This is a genomic window from Serratia surfactantfaciens (genome assembly GCF_001642805.2).
In the GTDB taxonomy this organism is placed as follows: Bacteria; Pseudomonadota; Gammaproteobacteria; order Enterobacterales; family Enterobacteriaceae; genus Serratia; species Serratia surfactantfaciens.
Window position 1 is genome coordinate 4,546,106 of the sequence record NZ_CP016948.1, and the last position, 14,954, is coordinate 4,561,059.

A 14,954-nucleotide genomic window follows, 5' to 3' on the forward strand; every position below is an offset into this window, starting at 1 on the left:
AATGACAGGGTAATACACCGCGTGAGAGGTGTAAATCAGAGCTTGTACATTACCCCGGGTTCTGATAGATGAGCTTCCTCAAAAGCAGATCCAGATCACATGCGGAATTCAGAAAACAATGAGAAAACTGAAATGTTACTGATCTGAGAAAGGTAGTGTCTGTAACGGTAACCTACGGTGAGCTCTGAGATAAATAAAAGATCTACAGATGAACTGCGACATCTGATGCTGTTGATACCCACTGCGCAGAGGTAAAAGACTGAACATGCGACTTGCTAAGATTATCAGTGGTAAATATTCCGCCGTGTATTGTATTTTCATATCAGTTAGTTCCACGTGAATCCGCGATACGCTCATACATCCAACTCTCCACCTCACTTTTCAGCCAGCGAGAGCTACGTCCTAGCTTAATTGGCTTCGGGAATTTGCCGTCTTTAATTAATTTGTAGAACCACTTGTCGCTCATGCCAGTATAGGTAGTGATGAAAGTCATGTCGATAAGCGGGTCTTCTGCGCAAAGGACGGATTTATTAGTAGTAATCATGAAATCTCTCCCTCTGAAAATAAATAACGGGAGGACTCCGGCATGGCTAAATGACACTGCACGCCGGAACTCCTTCAGAGGATTGGGATTGCCAGTAAAAAAATACCTGAGTGCCTTACAGAGAGGAATCAGATAGGCTGAGGTGAATCGTGAAATGGGGAGATATCAGCGTTGGCTGCATCCAAAGTTACGTTCTCCATCACCAGTGACTTTGGTATGGTCTTTTGCAAGATATGAAGCCCGTACCAATGCCTCCTGTAGTTGCTCATTATTCCCTCGGTCAATCCAGTACACAGGGCTTTCCGGAAAATGTGCCAGTGTTGAATACTCTTGGGTACTCACTCGTAAGGCGCTACACCATGCCTGTTTGATTAACCCTGCTAGTGAAGCCGGATCGTTATAGTTACCTGCGGAACACCAGACTTCGCGATTAAGTAACAACACCACGTGGTAGTGCTTTTTACCGTTGCACTCTCCATATTCCCTTGCCCAGACATAACGCAAGTCGGTCATGCGTTTTCGGTTACCCTCGCGATGTTTACGTAGCAGGTACGCTGTGATCTTTACTTTAAGGGAATCTATAAAGCGAGAGATAACAGCAGCATCTGAAGCTGCTTGAATATCGGGTAGTCGTAGGTCAACCCTCAGCATTAATACTCGCGGATAAGCCTCAAGGGCATTCAGAAAAGTGTCGGTAATACGTTGTTGCCAGAAAGGATTAAAGGTGTAATTCATTGTGTAAATCTCCAGTGGCTTGTTGTTCATATCAATGACTGGAGCTGTAAAAAAACACTCTAAAGAATAAGGTTTCAGGTAATAAAAACTGAGTGATGATTTTTCAGCCTGCCGAGACTAAATCGTTTCTGATTACAAAAGGATTATGAAGGTAGATCCTATAGCTTTAAGCGTAATAGAGAGGAAGATGTGTCAGACATATATTACCAATCCGACAGTCAGTGCTACGTACTGTGTATGCATATCTGGTCTATGTACCATCAATGCACTTCGGGCAGACCGCTCAGGCACTCTGGAGTTATCGTTTTATGTCAGTACAGTTGGCTTATGTCATGAAAATGTCCTGTACCCCTCTAATGTAGAGGGTGGTTGTGTCATTTAAGGAACGTTTTTTCCATGTTTTTTCAGCTTTATTACGTCATTTTTTCACGAAAAAACTTCATTAAAACTTGTTTTTACACTATCCTGAAAGGAAGGTTTCTAAAGGGAGAGGTGATATGAATTATGAACGTAATATGATTTTAAAAAGGATGGAAATTAAATCTTCGTTGGAACTGGCGGGAGATAACCCAATGCTGGTAAAGGAATATCTTTCAACCTTTCCACTGCCCATTCTTAGGCGCGTATTAATTTATATCAACATGGCAGCAGCAAACTCTGCCTTCCCTAAGATAGCCGATAGCGCCCCGAAATTAATAGATTTCATTTTTTCTGGAGTTATTTCTGAGGAAATTAAATCTTCTTTCAATAAAATAGATAAACTTGTAAAAGCTGCAGAAGGTGACATTTTCTCTGAGGATTGTATTGCATGGCTGAAAAATGATATCGAGGCATGCCATTATTTCTGGTGGGGTTTAATACATCTCGAATGGAAGGGTTTGTTTAATTTGCTCAGGGCGGATAATATACATTGCTATAGTGGTGTGGAGGACAAACAACGAGAGGTGTACGTTTCTGATACATTTGGCCTGCCCTGGCTTATAGCAGGACATAAGGAGCGCTATAAATCAATTTTGATGTTGTTAAATTTGTTGCCATTTAAAAATACTGAAATAAATATTTTGGTTTCACATTTATCTTATAACTACAAAAAGTGCAAGGAAATATGCAAGGGTAAGGTAAATATCACCTCTTTGATAAAAAACAAAGAATCCGTTTCTTTTTCAATTAGCTACTTAAAGAAAAAGAATATATTCCTTCCTGATTTAGAATCTCTCACTGAACTTGATAATAAATATGCATTAATCACACAGCTTTATCTTCTGAGTGGAGGGGCTAAATTTAAAGAATTAGTCACCTCGCTGACTAAAGCCTGGTCACAGAAAAAAGTTCGTGAGAAAAGAAAAGAGGCGGATAAAAAACAGCCCGCCGAATTTCCCAGCCTGAGTAAAGAAAGTATAAGAATGCTTAAGCTCTTATCTAAAAAGCATAGTATGAGCCACGCTGAACTTATGGATCTGGCTGTGCTCTCCTTGTTCGAAGAACTTCGGTGATTGATCTAAGAATCAGATATATATCATCATAATGGATGACGGATAGCGAAAGCTCCAGGCTACTGTGTATGTCTTAGTCGCAGGCGGTACGGGTTTTTCATGACACTCAGTGTCGCATTTAATCCCGTTAGCACAAAAACTCACCGTTTCAGATGACATATCCGTGCAACAGCCCCCCTTACAGTGTGACCTCTCACTACACTGACTGAGGAAGAACAATGGCTGTCTACCGTAATGACCCCGATTTAAACCTGCTGGGCCAGTGCAGCAATGAAGAGCTGCAGCTACTGGTTTCTATTCTGACCACTGACCCTCGTGACGGCGACACCCGCTGGACAGAGAGCCTGACCTGCACCCCGGAATACCGTCTGCTGGCACCGGAACATCGGCGCTACTGGCAACTGATAGCGGCTGAGCTTCAGCGTTACGGGGCTAATACGCTGGTAAGTCTGATGAGGCTGGGGCAGGGCGTGACCTACCGGGAAATCCTCGGTGATGTTTGCGATAAACTTGATGTGAACTACAACCTGAAAAGCACCACCGAGGCCATTGAGTTGTGCCTGCTGACGAAGGTGCTGGAGAAAAGCCTGGACCAGATGACACCGGAAGAACTGGCTACCTTTTCCCGCAATATGCAACTCGACCTCACCAATCCCACTCCTCAGCTCATTTTGATGGCAGTACAGGCCGCCATACGTACCTCCTCTCTAGCAGCACTGGAGCTCGCCACCGTACTGTCCGCCAGCGTCATTACCTCACTGGGGGGGATTGCCACCTGGGGCACGGTGGTGGTGGCATCGCGGGCGCTGTCCGTTATCGCTGGCCCCGCTGCCATTGCGCTTAGTTCGGCGTGGATGATTTCCGACATTGCCGGCCCGGCTTACCGGGTCACCATACCGGCCTGCATCATCGTAGCCTGGCTCCGGCAGCAACGTCTTTCTCGTTAATCCATTTTTTCACTGCCAGCAGATGACTGGTACCAATATTTTCTGCTGGGAGCACACACCATGCCTGAACAGGGACACCGCTATGATCGGTTGGCCAGCCGTCTCGCCATACTGGTAAGTCGCCTCTTTATGGGCGAATCACTAAGCGTCAGACAACTGGCTCAGGAGTTTGGCGTCTCTGAGCGTACCGTTCAGCGCGACCTGCGTGAGCGCCTGCGTTATCTCGACACCGAATATTCCAGTGGAAGCTTCCGGCTTCTGGATGCTCGAGGTCCCTTTCGCACCAACAGCGACATTCTCCGCTTTGCCCGGATAACCAGCGTGGCGCATTACTTTCCTACTCTGGATCCCAGACTGCTATCGGTGTTGCTCGACAGCGGTCAGGATTCCCCCTGTATCATCTGGAATGCCCCACCACGTCAGGCACCTGCGTTGTTTGGCGGTTTCCAGGTCATCGTTCAGGCCATCATCCGTAACCGCCGTATTCACTTTCTGCATCAGGGTCATCAGCAATCTGCTGTGGCCCCTTACCAGCTTATCTGTCTGGACGGGGAGTGGTACCTGGTGGCCGTATCGAAAGATCGCATTCAGGTATTCACCCTTTCAGCCATCACCGATGTGGTGATGACCCTCAGCGGTTTTGTGCGAAACAGCCATATCACTCGCATTTTTCAAGACCCGAGGTTCATTCAGGCCCTGCCGCATTATCAATATATCAGCGGGCTCATCACGGAATAAGCCCGAATTCCCGTCCGTCAGGACAACTTGTTTTTACTCACAAAAGGAATGCATCCATGAATAAATCATCACTCAGCGTGTTGGTACTGGTCTGTGGCCTGGTTCCGGTCATGGCGCAGGCTTTCGGAAATAAGGACACCTGGTCCAGTGGTTGGGGCCAAGGCGTATCAGAGTTTGTTATCAAGGGGAAAGGTCAGTCGCAGTTATATCTATCCTGTGAGAATTATGGTTCACAGCCGGCCACGGTCATATTTACGGACGCTAATGGGCATGAAGTCAGTATGGATGAGGATAAAAACCTTCAGGTCAGAATTGACGGTGGAGAGCCCATTGACATCAGTGAGTCTGACAGTCGTGTCGGCAGTAATAACCTGGTGCTGGCCTGGACACAGTTGCGTAACGGCAAACAGGTCTCGGTATCCGGTGAGGGGGTTAAGCCAGCCATCTTCACGCTAGCCGGGGCGGCGAAGGTGCTGCCTGAGTTTGGCACACACGGCTGTGTGGCAAAAGCTTCACTCTGATTTATACCTGTATTTACTGTCTGTTGCTGGTAACGAATGATGATATTCGTGTTCCGGCGATACGTTACTCTTGAAAGGAATACGCTGTGAAAATCAAACAATGGTTGATACCCGCACTGTTTTTACTGTCTGCTCCGGCGTTGGCCGAGCCAACTTCCCCAATAAGAGTGGAGACCAGTGATTATGTTCATCCTGCCGGAACACGCTATGCCACAGTAGTGGTCACCTCGCTGGATGACAGTGTGAAAGTTGAAAATATTGACGTTAATCGGGGTAATTGTCGCATCGACAACAAAAAGTTTATGTCCTCCGCTAACAAGGAAACCATTCTGCCGATCACTCTGCGCTACGGGCAGTCTGTCAAAGTGAATTTTTATAATGATTGCGTGGCTTCGGAAGTGGTAGTCACCACCGACAAAGGGGCGTGGCGTTACACCTATAACTGAGTAGTCTCTCTGTTTCATCTCCCTCCATAAAGGACATCACATCACCAACGGGCTGCCGTCAGGCAGCCCGGAGCAGACCCTATGATTTTTCTGAAAATGCTGGTAACCGCTCTAGGTCAGGTTCTGACCTGGTACGGCGGACAGCAGGCCCGGCAGTTTATTGAAATCCGATTCCGTCAGGCCGGTCACGATGACGACAGCATAGATGCAGCCAGAGAAGCAGTCACGCTGCTGGTGACTGCGCTGATAACGGCCCTGATGGCGCAGATATTACGGATTCTGGACAACTACTGAGCCGCCGTCTGCTGCAACGACCACTGAACCTACACATCGCCCCTGTCTCCTCACGGAGCAGGTTTTTTTGTTTTATGCCCTAAAATCTAAGGAAATTGTCATGAAATTAGCCAGCCGCTTCGGAGCGGTAAACCTCGTTCGCCGTGACCGACCACTAACCCGTGATGAACTGGCGCACTATGTACCGAGCGTATTCAGCGAAGAAAAGCATGCATCCCGCAGTGAACGCTATACCTACATCCCGACGATTACCCTGCTTGATAACCTAAAACGTGAAGGTTTTCAGCCGTTCTTTGCTTGCCAGACCCGCGTGCGCGATCAGAGCAAGCGAGAGCATACCAAACACATGCTGCGTCTGCGCCGCGAAGGCCAAATTACCGGCAAGCAAGTGCCGGAAATTATTCTGCTTAACAGCCATGATGGTTCAAGTTCATACCAGATGCTGCCAGGTCTATTTAGATCGGTTTGCCAAAATGGACTGATTTGCGGTGAGAGTTTTGGTGAGGTGCGCGTGCCGCATAAAGGCAATGTGGTGGAGAAAGTGATTGAAGGGGCTTACGAAGTACTGGGGATATTTGATCGAGTGGAAGAGAAGCGCGATGCCATGCAATCAATGATGTTACCACCACCGGCTCAACAGGTGATGGCGAAAGCGGCATTAACCTATCGCTTTGGTGAAGAACATCAACCGGTGACGGAATCGCAGATCCTTTCCCCACGTCGTTGGCAGGACGAGAGCAACGATCTCTGGACCACGTACCAGCGAATTCAGGAAAACCTGATTAAAGGCGGGCTGTCGGGGCGAACGACCAAAGGTAAGCATGCTCATACTCGCGCCGTCAAAGGTATCGACGGGGATGTGAAGCTCAATCGTGCTCTGTGGGTGATGGCCGAGAATATGCTGCAGCTTGCTTCATGAATCTTTTAATCCTCACTCCCTTCAAGCCCTGTCGATAAACCGGCGGGGCTTTATATTTTAAGGAACTGATATGTCTGCACTTCATCTATCTCCCGTATTCCCTGCAAACGAGCAGCGCGTTATCCGGCGAGCTCTGAGCTTGCTGGAGAAATATCAGCGCCAGCCGGGTGAACAGTTTACTGCCACTAGTTTTGCTAAAAGCTGGGTGCAATTACAGTTGGCTAGCCAAGAGCGGGAAGTATTTCTCGTAATGTACCTTGATAACCAGCATTGCCTGTTGGGGCACGAAACGTTGTTTATGGGCTCCATCAGCCATACCGAAGTACATCCCCGTGAGCTGGTGAAAGCGGCTTTGCGCCACAACGCTGCTGCAGTGATTCTGGCGCATAACCATCCATCGGGTACGATGGAAATCAGCCAGCAGGACAAATATATCACTCAGCGGATCGTAAAAGCGTTGGCACTGGTGGAAGTGCGCGTGCTGGATCATCTTGTGGTTGGGGGCAGCGATGTCGTTTCTTTTGCCGAGCGAGGCTTGTTGTGAACTGGATAATATAAAACCAGGGAGGTTTTCATGTCATTAACACCATCCCATGAATGGGGACTACAAAGCAATATCACCCCACGGTTTGGCGCAAGGCTGGTTCAGGAGGGTAATCGCCTACATTACTTGGCTGACAGGGCCAGTTTGAATGGGAGTTTTACACCAGAACAGCTTCAGGGGCTGGATCAGGCTTTCCCGCTATTTATAGAGCAACTGGAAACTATGCTCAGCTCCGGTGAGCTAAATCCACACCAGCAACATCAAGTAACCAGCCAGCTTGCGGGTTTGACCTGCATAGCTGATACCCGTGGTAGTTACGGCTACGTTTACATTGCTATTTATTCTCAGTCAGCTACCAAGTAACACCCTCTCAATTCTTCTTTTATCAGGACTTCAACTCATGCACATTTCATCTGTACCGGCCTCGGTGCCGGTTGCGTCACGCCTGTCGCCCGTACAGGTCTGGCAGCAACTGTTAACGTATCTGCTGGAACATCATTACGGTCTGACGCTTAACGATACTCCTTTCCATGAAGATGCGGCCATCCAGGAGCATATTGAAGCTGGCATTACACTTGCTGATGCGGTGAATTTCCTGGTGGAACGCTATGAATTGGTACGCACTGACCGCAAGGGGTTTACGTGGCAGGAGCAGACGCCATTCCTTACCGCTACCGATATTCTCAGAGCTAGGCGTGCCACCGGGCTGATGAATACGTAAATTTTTCGAGCCTCATTCCTGATTTTTACCTCTGCACTTTCCACTCTTTTTATTCATCGCATAATGCGCCTGCTACTCTCGGCAGGCGTGTTTGCTTTTATGGACGAATAATCATGCAAAAAGAACCTGACTTAATTACAGAACATACCGAACTGATCAACTCAACTAGCATTGAGCGCCTTGTTGCTGGGCGTAATTCTGCATTAACGCAGATAAAGCAATTGATTAGTCAGGTGGATTCTATTTCGCGTCTGACTGCCGAAATCGGTGGGGGGACGGCAGAAGATTGGGCGATGAAGTTCGGGCACCGCTATGGCAGTTGGCTAACTGAAAAACCAGAGAAAGCCATGCCAGCGGTCACACGTAATATTGATCGCAGTCTCTGGCGTGACTTAATGCTCAAATCCGGAATGCTATCGCTGATGGATGCGCAAGCTCGCGACCAGTGGTACGAGAGTCTGGAGGAAGGTGATCTACCAGCCATTAGTGAAGCCAACATTCTTAGTACTTTTGAACAGTTAAATCAGAGCAAGGCTGAGGTGTTCGAGCGAGGAATCCTTAATGTGTTTAGGGGACTGTCCTGGGATTACAAAACCAATAGCCCCTGCAGTTTCGGTAGGAAGGTCATTATCAGTAATCTGGTGAGTCACAATCGCTGGGGATTCAGTTTGACCTGGGGCTGGAGACGCGACCAATTAATTGATTTGGAAAGAATGTTGCATCTGTTGGATAGTAAGCCTATCCCTGACAATCGTGGGGATATATCAGTGCGTCTAATGGAGCATGTTCGAGATAACCCTCGTCTGCAGAGTTACGAGGATGATCTCTTTAGTATTCGCTATTTTCAGAAAGGTACAGCACATGTGATATTCAAGCGTCTGGACTTGGTAGAGAAGATGAACGATATCGTGGCAAAGCACTATCCAGGAATGTTAGCTCGGGAAGAGTGTGCTCTCTATATCGTTTTAACTCGGTAACTGAGCCTGTTTGCAGCGTCGAAAATGGAGTAAAGTATACAGGGCACACAAACCACTTTCTGCTTGTTTTTCTTACAGAAAATTGCAAGCAAAAGTATTTGGGGGTACTTGTGGGGGTTACTCAATTATCCATATTAAATAATTCCTTTTTTATCATGTGATTGATGCTCTTATGCGACTCCTGTGATCGCCAATAACCCCCTCACTCCCGCTGCAAAAAGAACTGCTTGATGGTCTGCCGCAGCCAGCGGTGCGCCGGGTCGCGATCCAGGCGCGGGTGCCAGGCCTGGACGATAAACACCGACTCCAACTCGAGCGGCAGCTCGATCTCCGCCAATGGCAGGTGGATGTTGCTCACCCCCTGCAGCACGTGGCGCGGCAGCGGCAGGATGAAGTCCGATTTCATGGTCAGCATCATCGCTGAATGGAAGCCCGGCAGGGTCAGAGCGACGTTGCGCTGCAGGCCGAGATCGCGCAGCGCATCGTCGATCGGCCCCTGCGTGCGCCCGCGGCGGGAGACGCTGATATGCGGGTAATGGGTCAGGGTTTCGGGTGTTACCCGGCCGATGATCGGGTGCCCCGGCCGCACCAGCGCCTGAAAGGTGCTGGTGAACAGGCTCTGCGTCTTGATTTCCGGGTGCCAGTCGCGTGAGGAACCGATCACCAGATCCACTTTGCCGCTGCGCAGCGCGTCATCCTCGCCGTCGCTTTCGGCGATGAATTTCAGGCCGCTCAGCGGCGCCGATTCCCGCAGCGTCTCCAGCAATCCGCCCGCCAGCGCGCCGATAAAGATGTCGTTGGCGCGAATGGTGAAGGTTCTGGTCAGCCTGCCGGGTTCGAACGCATCATTCGGTGCGATCAGCGCGGCGGCCTGTTCGATGATCTCGCCGAGCTGGCGTTTCAATTCCAGCGCGCGCGGCGTCGGCACCAGATGCTTGCCGGCCCTGACCATGATCGGATCGTCGAACTGCCGGCGGATGCGCCCCAGAATGCGGCTCATTGCCGGCGCGCTCAGGTTCATCTTTTCGGCGGCGCCGCTCACGCTCCCTTCTTCCAGCAGCAGATTCAGCGCATAGATCAGATTGAAATCAATTTTTTGCGGCATGGCCTCTCCGGTCGTGACGTGCGTACTGGATTGCGTTTTGTGCAACTAGTTAATTACATGATTTCATTTTAAACAATCGAAATAAGTCCGGATACTGCCCACGACAACAAAGATTGAGGCTGAAACAGCAGGAGTAGGGAATGGTTGAGGTGTCTGTTACGCCGCACCACAAAAATCGATGGCTCGCCAGCGCCGGTGAAATCAACGGCCGCACCTGGCTGGGGCTGTTCGGCGTGTTTTTGGCGGTGATGGCCAGCGGCGTGGGGGAAAACGCCAGCAAGTTCGCGCTGGCGGACATACAGGGCGGCATGCTGCTGAGCTTCGATGCCGGCAGCTGGCTGACTACCTGTTACGTCACCGGTTTTGTGATCGGTTCCGGGTTCACGCCCTGTTTTTGGCCGACTTTTTCGCTGCGCCGGGTGGCGTTGACGATGTGCGGCATTTATCTGGCCGGCGGGCTGCTGATGCCCTGGCTGGGAGAACAGTATGGCGCGCTGTTGGCGGTGCGCAGCCTGCAGGGCTTCGCCGGCGGCGCGTTGCCGCCGATGCTGATGACGGTGGTGCTGCGTTTTATGCCGCCGCTGATCAAGGTGCTGGGGCTGGGCGCCTACGGCTGGGTCTCGGCCTGGAGCGCCACGCTGGGCGCCACCGCCGCCGCCTTCGCCTTCCACTGGGGCTGGAGCGGGTATTTCTACTGGAACCTGCCGCTGATGGCGATCGCCGCCTTGTGCATCGGCTACGGTCTGCCACAGGATCCGCTGCGGCTGGAGCGCCTGCGGCAGTTCAACTGGCGCGGCCTGCTGCTCGGCGGCATGGCGCTCGGCATGCTGACGGTGGGCATTTCACAGGGGGAGCGGCTCGACTGGCTGAATTCGCCGCTGATCTACGTTTTATTATTGGGCGGCGGCGGATTATTGGCGTTATTTCTGATTAACGAATGGTACCACCCGCTGCCCTTTTTTAATTTACAGCTATTAAGCAAAAGGAATTTGTCTTTCTCCTTAATTACGCTGGGGGGCGTGCTGTTAATTATGGTGTCGCTGGTTAATATCACGTCGGGATATTTAGCCGCGATTCAGGGTTATCGTCAGGAACAAACTTCCGACTTAATGCTGTGGGTGGCGTTGCCGCAATTAATTACGCTGCCGATCGTCGCCATAATTTGCAATACGCCGCGGGTGGATTGCCGCTGGGTGCTGGCGATCAGCCTGCTGTTGATGGCCACCGCCTGCGTGCTGGCGGCTCAGCTGACGCCGGAATGGAATGGCGACACGTTCCGCGTCATCGCGCTGTTGCAGGCGGTCGCTCAACCGATGGCGATCATCCCGTTGCTGATGCAGGCGACCGGTGGGCTGTTGCCGACCGACGGGCCGTTTGCGGCGGCCTGGTTCAACGCGGTGAAAGGCTTCGCGGCCACCGCAGCCGGCGGCGCCATCGCGTTGCTCAGCCGCCAGCGCGGGGATTATCACGCCGGCACGATCGCCGACGGTTTCGGCTCGGCCTACAGTAGCGCATCGGGCGGTGCGGAACAGCTGGCGCAGCTCGCCGCCCGGCAGAGCCACGTGCTGGCCAGCGCCGATCTTTATCTGTTGGTTGCCGGCCTGGCGTTATTACTGACCGCGCTGATTTTATTTATGCCGACCCGTATTTATCCGCCGCGATCGGTCGCCGCCTGACATTTCATCATCAGAAATACCTATTATATGGAGTCACTTTTATGGCTAATAAGAAAGTCGCCATTGCCGTATTGGCGGTCGCCGCCATTACGCTGGGATTATTAATCAATAAATTCTTTATTAAAGATACACAGCAACACACCAACGATGCCTATATTCGCGCCGATATTTCGCGTATTTCTCCGCAGATCGCCGGTGAAATTGCACAGGTGTTGGTCAAGGACAACCAGTGGGTCAAGCAGGGGGAGTTGCTGGCGGTGATCGACCCGCGTGAGTTCAACGTTGCCCTGGCGCAGGCGACGGCGCAGGAGCAATCGGCCCGCGCCCGGCAGGACGACGCCAGGGCTAACCTCACCCGGCAGAGTGCGCTGATCGCCGCCGCGCAGGCGGAGCGGCAGGCGGCGCAGGCGGAGCTGGCGTTTGCGCGCCAGGAGCAGAACCGCTACCAGCGAATGGCCAGCAGCGGCGCGGGTTCGCAGCAGGCGGCGCAGCAGGCGACGACGCGGGTGCACACGCTTTCCGCCAATGTGGCGCAGGCGGAGGCGACGCTCAAAGCGGCGAAAAATATGGAGCAGGTGCTGCAGGCCAAGCTGGCGGACAGCGATGCCGAACTGATGTTGGCGCAGGCGAAGAAAGCGATGGCCGAACTGAACCTGTCTTATACCCGCATCACCGCGCCTATCGGCGGCGTGGTCGGCAAGAAAAGCCTGCGGGTCGGGGAGTTCGTCAAACCGGGCGATGCGCTGCTGGCCATCGTGCCGCAGGACAAGCTGTACATCATCGCCAACTACCAGGAAACCCAGTTGGAAAACATTGCGCACGGGCAGTCGGTAGACATCCATATCGATACCTTTCCCGGCCAAACGCTGAAAGGGCAGGTGGACAGCATCGCGCCAGCTTCCGGCGTCAGTTTCTCGGCCGTGGCGCCGGAAAACGCCACCGGTAACTTCACCAAGATCGTCCAGCGCATCCCGGTGAAGATTGTGTTTGATATCAACAAGGAGCACGCCGCTTTGCTGAGCGCGCTGCGCGTCGGCATGTCTGCGGACGTCAGCATCAATACGCTGGACGGGGGGCTGTAATGAACAGAGCCGTGATACCGCTCTTGCTGATTGCGCTGAGCGGCTGCCGGGCGGTGGGGCCGGATTATGCTCAGCCACAGAACACATTGCCCGAGAGCTGGGGTCAGCAGGCCGGCGGCGGGGCATTGCCGGTGGCCTGGTGGTCGATATTCAACGATGCGCCGCTGTCGCAGCTGGCGCAGCGCGTGGCGGCCGGTAACCTGGATCTGCAGCTCGCCACGGCGCGCCTGCAGCAGAGCCGCGCCCTGCTGGGGGTGACGGAGGCGGCGCTGATGCCGGATCTGAGCCTGGACGGCGCTTATCAGCGCCAGCGCGCTACCTCGGTGGGCAGCATGGATCCGTCCGGCAACGGCGGAGAGGCGGATTATAACCTCTGGCGCGGCGGCTTCAGCGCCGCCTGGGAGCTGGACATGTGGGGCAAGCTGCGCCGCGCGTCGGAAAGCGCGCGCGCCGGCTTCGCCGCTTCGCAGGAGAATCGGCGCGCACTGCTGACGTCGGTGACGGCGGAGGTGGCGAGCAACTATCTGCGCCTGCGCGCCACGCAGCAGCAGCTGGCTGTGGCGCAGGAAAACCGCGCCACCGCGCTGCGCACGCTGCAGCTGACGCAAAGCCGTTATCAAAGCGGCGCGGGCAACGAACTGGATATCGATCAGGCGCAGGTGCAGTTGGCGCAGGTGGATGCTCTGCTGCCGACGTTGGCCGATCGGCAGGAACGCTTGATCAACGCCATCGGCCTGTTGCTGGGCGAGCGGCCGGGCGCGCTGAAGGCGATGTTGTCGCCGCCGGGGCCGCTGCCGACGCTGGCGCGCGCGGTGCCGATGGGGGTGCCGTCGGATCTGGCGCTGCGCAGGCCGGATATTCGCGAAGCGGCGGAGCGTTTGCATCAGGCCACCGCCGAGATAGGCGTCGCCACCGCCGACTACTACCCACGCATTACGCTGACCGGCAACGCGGGCTACCAGGCATTGGCCTTGTCGGATATGGGCAGCTGGTCCACGCATACCTTCGCCATCGGCCCCGTTTTGTATCTGCCGTTGTTCGACGGAGGGAAAATCACCCAGCGGGTACGCCTGAGCGAATATCGCCAGCAGGAAATGGCCATCGCCTACCAGCAAACGGTGCTGCGCGCCTGGCACGAGATCGACGACGCGCTTTCCGGCTATCGCGCCCAACAGCGCCGCCAGACGTACCTGGCCGAGGCGCTGGCCGCCAACCGGCACGCGTTTGCGCTGGCGCGCGACAGCTATCTGAACGGCGCCAGCGATTTTATCCACGTTCTGAGCACGCAGCGCGCGCTGCTGGATCTGCAGTCCGCGCAAATTGTTTCAGAGGAGGAGACGGCGATCGCCGTGGTGAATATCTATCGAGCGCTGGGCGGCGGCTGGGAACTCACCTACCCGTCTGCGGCGCCACAGGAGAAGGCTGATGCACAACACGCTGAATAAGATGGTCGACGAGATGCTGGAAAGAGATACCCGCCGCAAACGGGAGGCGCGGGTGAGCGCGGTGCGGCAAGTTAGCGCGCGGATCAGGCGCATCACGTTGAGCGGCGACGATGTGGACAAGTTTATCGCCGCTCCGCGCGCGCAGGAGCCGGCCAGCTGGGTCAAGGTGTTCTTTCCGTGGCGCGACACGCTGGCCGGGCGGGCTTACACCCTGAGCGGCATCGATAAACTCGCCCGCACCTTCGATATCGACATGGTGCTGCACGGCGAAGGCCCGGCGTCGAACTGGGCGCGCGACGCGATGCCGGGCGACAAGCTGGGGTTCGCCGGCCCTTGCTCCGGTGGCTTTCGGCTGCTGCCGCAAACCCGCTGGCTTTTGTTGCTGGGCGATGAGACCGCGTTGCCTGCCATGCGCACCATCCTCGCCTCGCTGTCCGATCCGTTGCCGGTGCTGTGGTTCGCCGAAGTGGGCGATGCGCAGGAGATCCAGGACGTCGATTGCTCCTTTTTGCAGGTGAACAGCTGGCAAATACGCACCCGGCATTTTGACAGCGTGATGAACAGCCCGCTGGTGCAGGCCGTCAGCCACTGCGAACTGCCGGCCGGGGAAGGGCAGGTGTGGCTGGCCTGCGAACACCAGGTCGCTGCGTATCTGAAGGCGCGTTTTATCAACGAAATGGGCATCTCCCGCGCCGCCTTGTTTGCCAAAGGTTATTGGAAAAAGGGCGAAGCCAATTTCAAGGGCGCGATTTAACTCGGTCGAATGA

The 14,954-nt window shown here is 53.6% G+C and carries 18 protein-coding genes; 15 read left to right on the forward strand and 3 right to left on the reverse strand.

The annotated features are described in order from the left end of the window. Positions 1–322: 322 nt before the first annotated feature. Both ATE40_RS21235 and ATE40_RS24415 read right to left on the reverse strand, forming a co-directional pair. On the reverse strand, positions 323–544 hold the full coding sequence (locus tag ATE40_RS21235) for a helix-turn-helix transcriptional regulator (protein WP_063918245.1): 222 nt from the start codon (positions 542–544) through the stop codon (positions 323–325). Between the two features lie 165 nt (positions 545–709). Continuing rightward, positions 710–1,279 (reverse strand): inovirus Gp2 family protein, encoded by a 570-nt coding sequence (locus ATE40_RS24415; RefSeq protein ID WP_071892042.1) that lies wholly within the window; start codon positions 1,277–1,279, stop codon positions 710–712. 497 nt (positions 1,280–1,776) lie between these two features. Between ATE40_RS24415 and ATE40_RS21240 the strand changes: the two genes are divergently transcribed. The 11 genes from ATE40_RS21240 to ATE40_RS21285 all read left to right on the forward strand — a co-directional run bounded on the left by ATE40_RS21240 (position 1,777) and on the right by ATE40_RS21285 (position 8,879). Next, on the forward strand, positions 1,777–2,772 hold the full coding sequence (locus ATE40_RS21240; RefSeq protein ID WP_063918244.1) for a hypothetical protein: 996 nt from the start codon (positions 1,777–1,779) through the stop codon (positions 2,770–2,772). A gap of 218 nt (positions 2,773–2,990) precedes the next feature. Then, positions 2,991–3,719 (forward strand): YaaW family protein, encoded by a 729-nt coding sequence (locus ATE40_RS21245; RefSeq protein WP_063918243.1) that lies wholly within the window; start codon positions 2,991–2,993, stop codon positions 3,717–3,719. A gap of 60 nt (positions 3,720–3,779) precedes the next feature. Beyond that, positions 3,780–4,457: a helix-turn-helix transcriptional regulator gene (locus ATE40_RS21250; RefSeq protein WP_063918242.1), complete on the forward strand. Its 678-nt coding sequence runs from the start codon at positions 3,780–3,782 to the stop codon at positions 4,455–4,457. Positions 4,458–4,513: 56 nt separating this feature from the next. Further along, entirely contained in the window at positions 4,514–4,978 is a 465-nt protein-coding gene (locus ATE40_RS21255; protein WP_063918241.1) for a hypothetical protein, read from the forward strand. Positions 4,979–5,064: 86 nt separating this feature from the next. Next, complete coding sequence (locus tag ATE40_RS21260) at positions 5,065–5,424, forward strand: hypothetical protein (RefSeq protein ID WP_063918240.1); 360 nt, start codon at positions 5,065–5,067, stop codon at positions 5,422–5,424. Between the two features lie 81 nt (positions 5,425–5,505). After that, positions 5,506–5,718, forward strand: coding sequence for a hypothetical protein (locus ATE40_RS21265; RefSeq protein WP_063918239.1), 213 nt, complete (start codon positions 5,506–5,508; stop codon positions 5,716–5,718). 100 nt (positions 5,719–5,818) lie between these two features. After that, entirely contained in the window at positions 5,819–6,637 is an 819-nt protein-coding gene (locus ATE40_RS21270) for a DUF932 domain-containing protein (protein ID WP_063918238.1), read from the forward strand. A 70-nt stretch (positions 6,638–6,707) separates the two neighbouring features. Then, the gene (radC, locus tag ATE40_RS21275) at positions 6,708–7,181 is read left to right on the forward strand and encodes a RadC family protein (RefSeq protein ID WP_063918237.1); all 474 of its coding nucleotides are present in this window, start codon (positions 6,708–6,710) and stop codon (positions 7,179–7,181) included. A 30-nt stretch (positions 7,182–7,211) separates the two neighbouring features. Beyond that, the gene (locus ATE40_RS24420) at positions 7,212–7,544 is read left to right on the forward strand and encodes a type IV toxin-antitoxin system YeeU family antitoxin (protein ID WP_063918236.1); all 333 of its coding nucleotides are present in this window, start codon (positions 7,212–7,214) and stop codon (positions 7,542–7,544) included. A 37-nt stretch (positions 7,545–7,581) separates the two neighbouring features. Further along, on the forward strand, positions 7,582–7,902 hold the full coding sequence (locus ATE40_RS21280; RefSeq protein ID WP_063918235.1) for a TA system toxin CbtA family protein: 321 nt from the start codon (positions 7,582–7,584) through the stop codon (positions 7,900–7,902). A 113-nt stretch (positions 7,903–8,015) separates the two neighbouring features. After that, positions 8,016–8,879 carry a DUF4942 domain-containing protein gene (locus tag ATE40_RS21285; RefSeq protein ID WP_063918234.1) on the forward strand — a complete coding sequence of 288 codons (864 nt, stop codon included), beginning with the start codon at positions 8,016–8,018 and terminating at the stop codon, positions 8,877–8,879. Positions 8,880–9,081: 202 nt separating this feature from the next. Here ATE40_RS21285 and ATE40_RS21290 read toward each other — a convergent pair whose 3' ends face one another. Further along, positions 9,082–9,984, reverse strand: coding sequence for a LysR family transcriptional regulator (locus tag ATE40_RS21290; protein ID WP_063918233.1), 903 nt, complete (start codon positions 9,982–9,984; stop codon positions 9,082–9,084). A 140-nt stretch (positions 9,985–10,124) separates the two neighbouring features. Here ATE40_RS21290 and ATE40_RS21295 point away from each other — a divergent pair, with 140 nt between their 5' ends. From ATE40_RS21295 to ATE40_RS21310, 4 genes are read left to right on the forward strand one after another with little or no spacing between them, the layout of a single operon-like run. Beyond that, on the forward strand, positions 10,125–11,660 hold the full coding sequence (locus tag ATE40_RS21295; protein ID WP_063918232.1) for an MFS transporter: 1,536 nt from the start codon (positions 10,125–10,127) through the stop codon (positions 11,658–11,660). Positions 11,661–11,701: 41 nt separating this feature from the next. Further along, complete coding sequence (locus ATE40_RS21300) at positions 11,702–12,742, forward strand: HlyD family secretion protein (RefSeq protein ID WP_019452604.1); 1,041 nt, start codon at positions 11,702–11,704, stop codon at positions 12,740–12,742. Next, positions 12,742–14,187: an efflux transporter outer membrane subunit gene (locus ATE40_RS21305; protein WP_063918231.1), complete on the forward strand. Its 1,446-nt coding sequence runs from the start codon at positions 12,742–12,744 to the stop codon at positions 14,185–14,187. The genes ATE40_RS21300 and ATE40_RS21305 overlap by 1 nt, the downstream gene beginning before the upstream one ends. Then, the gene (locus tag ATE40_RS21310) at positions 14,168–14,941 is read left to right on the forward strand and encodes a siderophore-interacting protein (protein WP_063918230.1); all 774 of its coding nucleotides are present in this window, start codon (positions 14,168–14,170) and stop codon (positions 14,939–14,941) included. The genes ATE40_RS21305 and ATE40_RS21310 overlap by 20 nt, the downstream gene beginning before the upstream one ends. Positions 14,942–14,954 lie beyond the last annotated feature (13 nt).

What these genes read in the sequence shown, in the direction of transcription:
- ATE40_RS21235 (WP_063918245.1), bottom strand. Translation starts at nt 544, where the DNA reads ATGATTACTACTAATAAATCCGTCCTTTGCGCAGAAGACCCGCTTATC.
- ATE40_RS24415 (WP_071892042.1), bottom strand. Translation starts at nt 1,279, where the DNA reads ATGAATTACACCTTTAATCCTTTCTGGCAACAACGTATTACCGACACT.
- ATE40_RS21240 (WP_063918244.1), top strand. Translation starts at nt 1,777, where the DNA reads ATGAATTATGAACGTAATATGATTTTAAAAAGGATGGAAATTAAATCT.
- ATE40_RS21245 (WP_063918243.1), top strand. Translation starts at nt 2,991, where the DNA reads ATGGCTGTCTACCGTAATGACCCCGATTTAAACCTGCTGGGCCAGTGC.
- ATE40_RS21250 (WP_063918242.1), top strand. Translation starts at nt 3,780, where the DNA reads ATGCCTGAACAGGGACACCGCTATGATCGGTTGGCCAGCCGTCTCGCC.
- ATE40_RS21255 (WP_063918241.1), top strand. Translation starts at nt 4,514, where the DNA reads ATGAATAAATCATCACTCAGCGTGTTGGTACTGGTCTGTGGCCTGGTT.
- ATE40_RS21265 (WP_063918239.1), top strand. Translation starts at nt 5,506, where the DNA reads ATGATTTTTCTGAAAATGCTGGTAACCGCTCTAGGTCAGGTTCTGACC.
- ATE40_RS21270 (WP_063918238.1), top strand. Translation starts at nt 5,819, where the DNA reads ATGAAATTAGCCAGCCGCTTCGGAGCGGTAAACCTCGTTCGCCGTGAC.
- radC (WP_063918237.1), top strand. Translation starts at nt 6,708, where the DNA reads ATGTCTGCACTTCATCTATCTCCCGTATTCCCTGCAAACGAGCAGCGC.
- ATE40_RS24420 (WP_063918236.1), top strand. Translation starts at nt 7,212, where the DNA reads ATGTCATTAACACCATCCCATGAATGGGGACTACAAAGCAATATCACC.
- ATE40_RS21280 (WP_063918235.1), top strand. Translation starts at nt 7,582, where the DNA reads ATGCACATTTCATCTGTACCGGCCTCGGTGCCGGTTGCGTCACGCCTG.
- ATE40_RS21285 (WP_063918234.1), top strand. Translation starts at nt 8,016, where the DNA reads ATGCAAAAAGAACCTGACTTAATTACAGAACATACCGAACTGATCAAC.
- ATE40_RS21290 (WP_063918233.1), bottom strand. Translation starts at nt 9,984, where the DNA reads ATGCCGCAAAAAATTGATTTCAATCTGATCTATGCGCTGAATCTGCTG.
- ATE40_RS21295 (WP_063918232.1), top strand. Translation starts at nt 10,125, where the DNA reads ATGGTTGAGGTGTCTGTTACGCCGCACCACAAAAATCGATGGCTCGCC.
- ATE40_RS21300 (WP_019452604.1), top strand. Translation starts at nt 11,702, where the DNA reads ATGGCTAATAAGAAAGTCGCCATTGCCGTATTGGCGGTCGCCGCCATT.
- ATE40_RS21305 (WP_063918231.1), top strand. Translation starts at nt 12,742, where the DNA reads ATGAACAGAGCCGTGATACCGCTCTTGCTGATTGCGCTGAGCGGCTGC.
- ATE40_RS21310 (WP_063918230.1), top strand. Translation starts at nt 14,168, where the DNA reads ATGCACAACACGCTGAATAAGATGGTCGACGAGATGCTGGAAAGAGAT.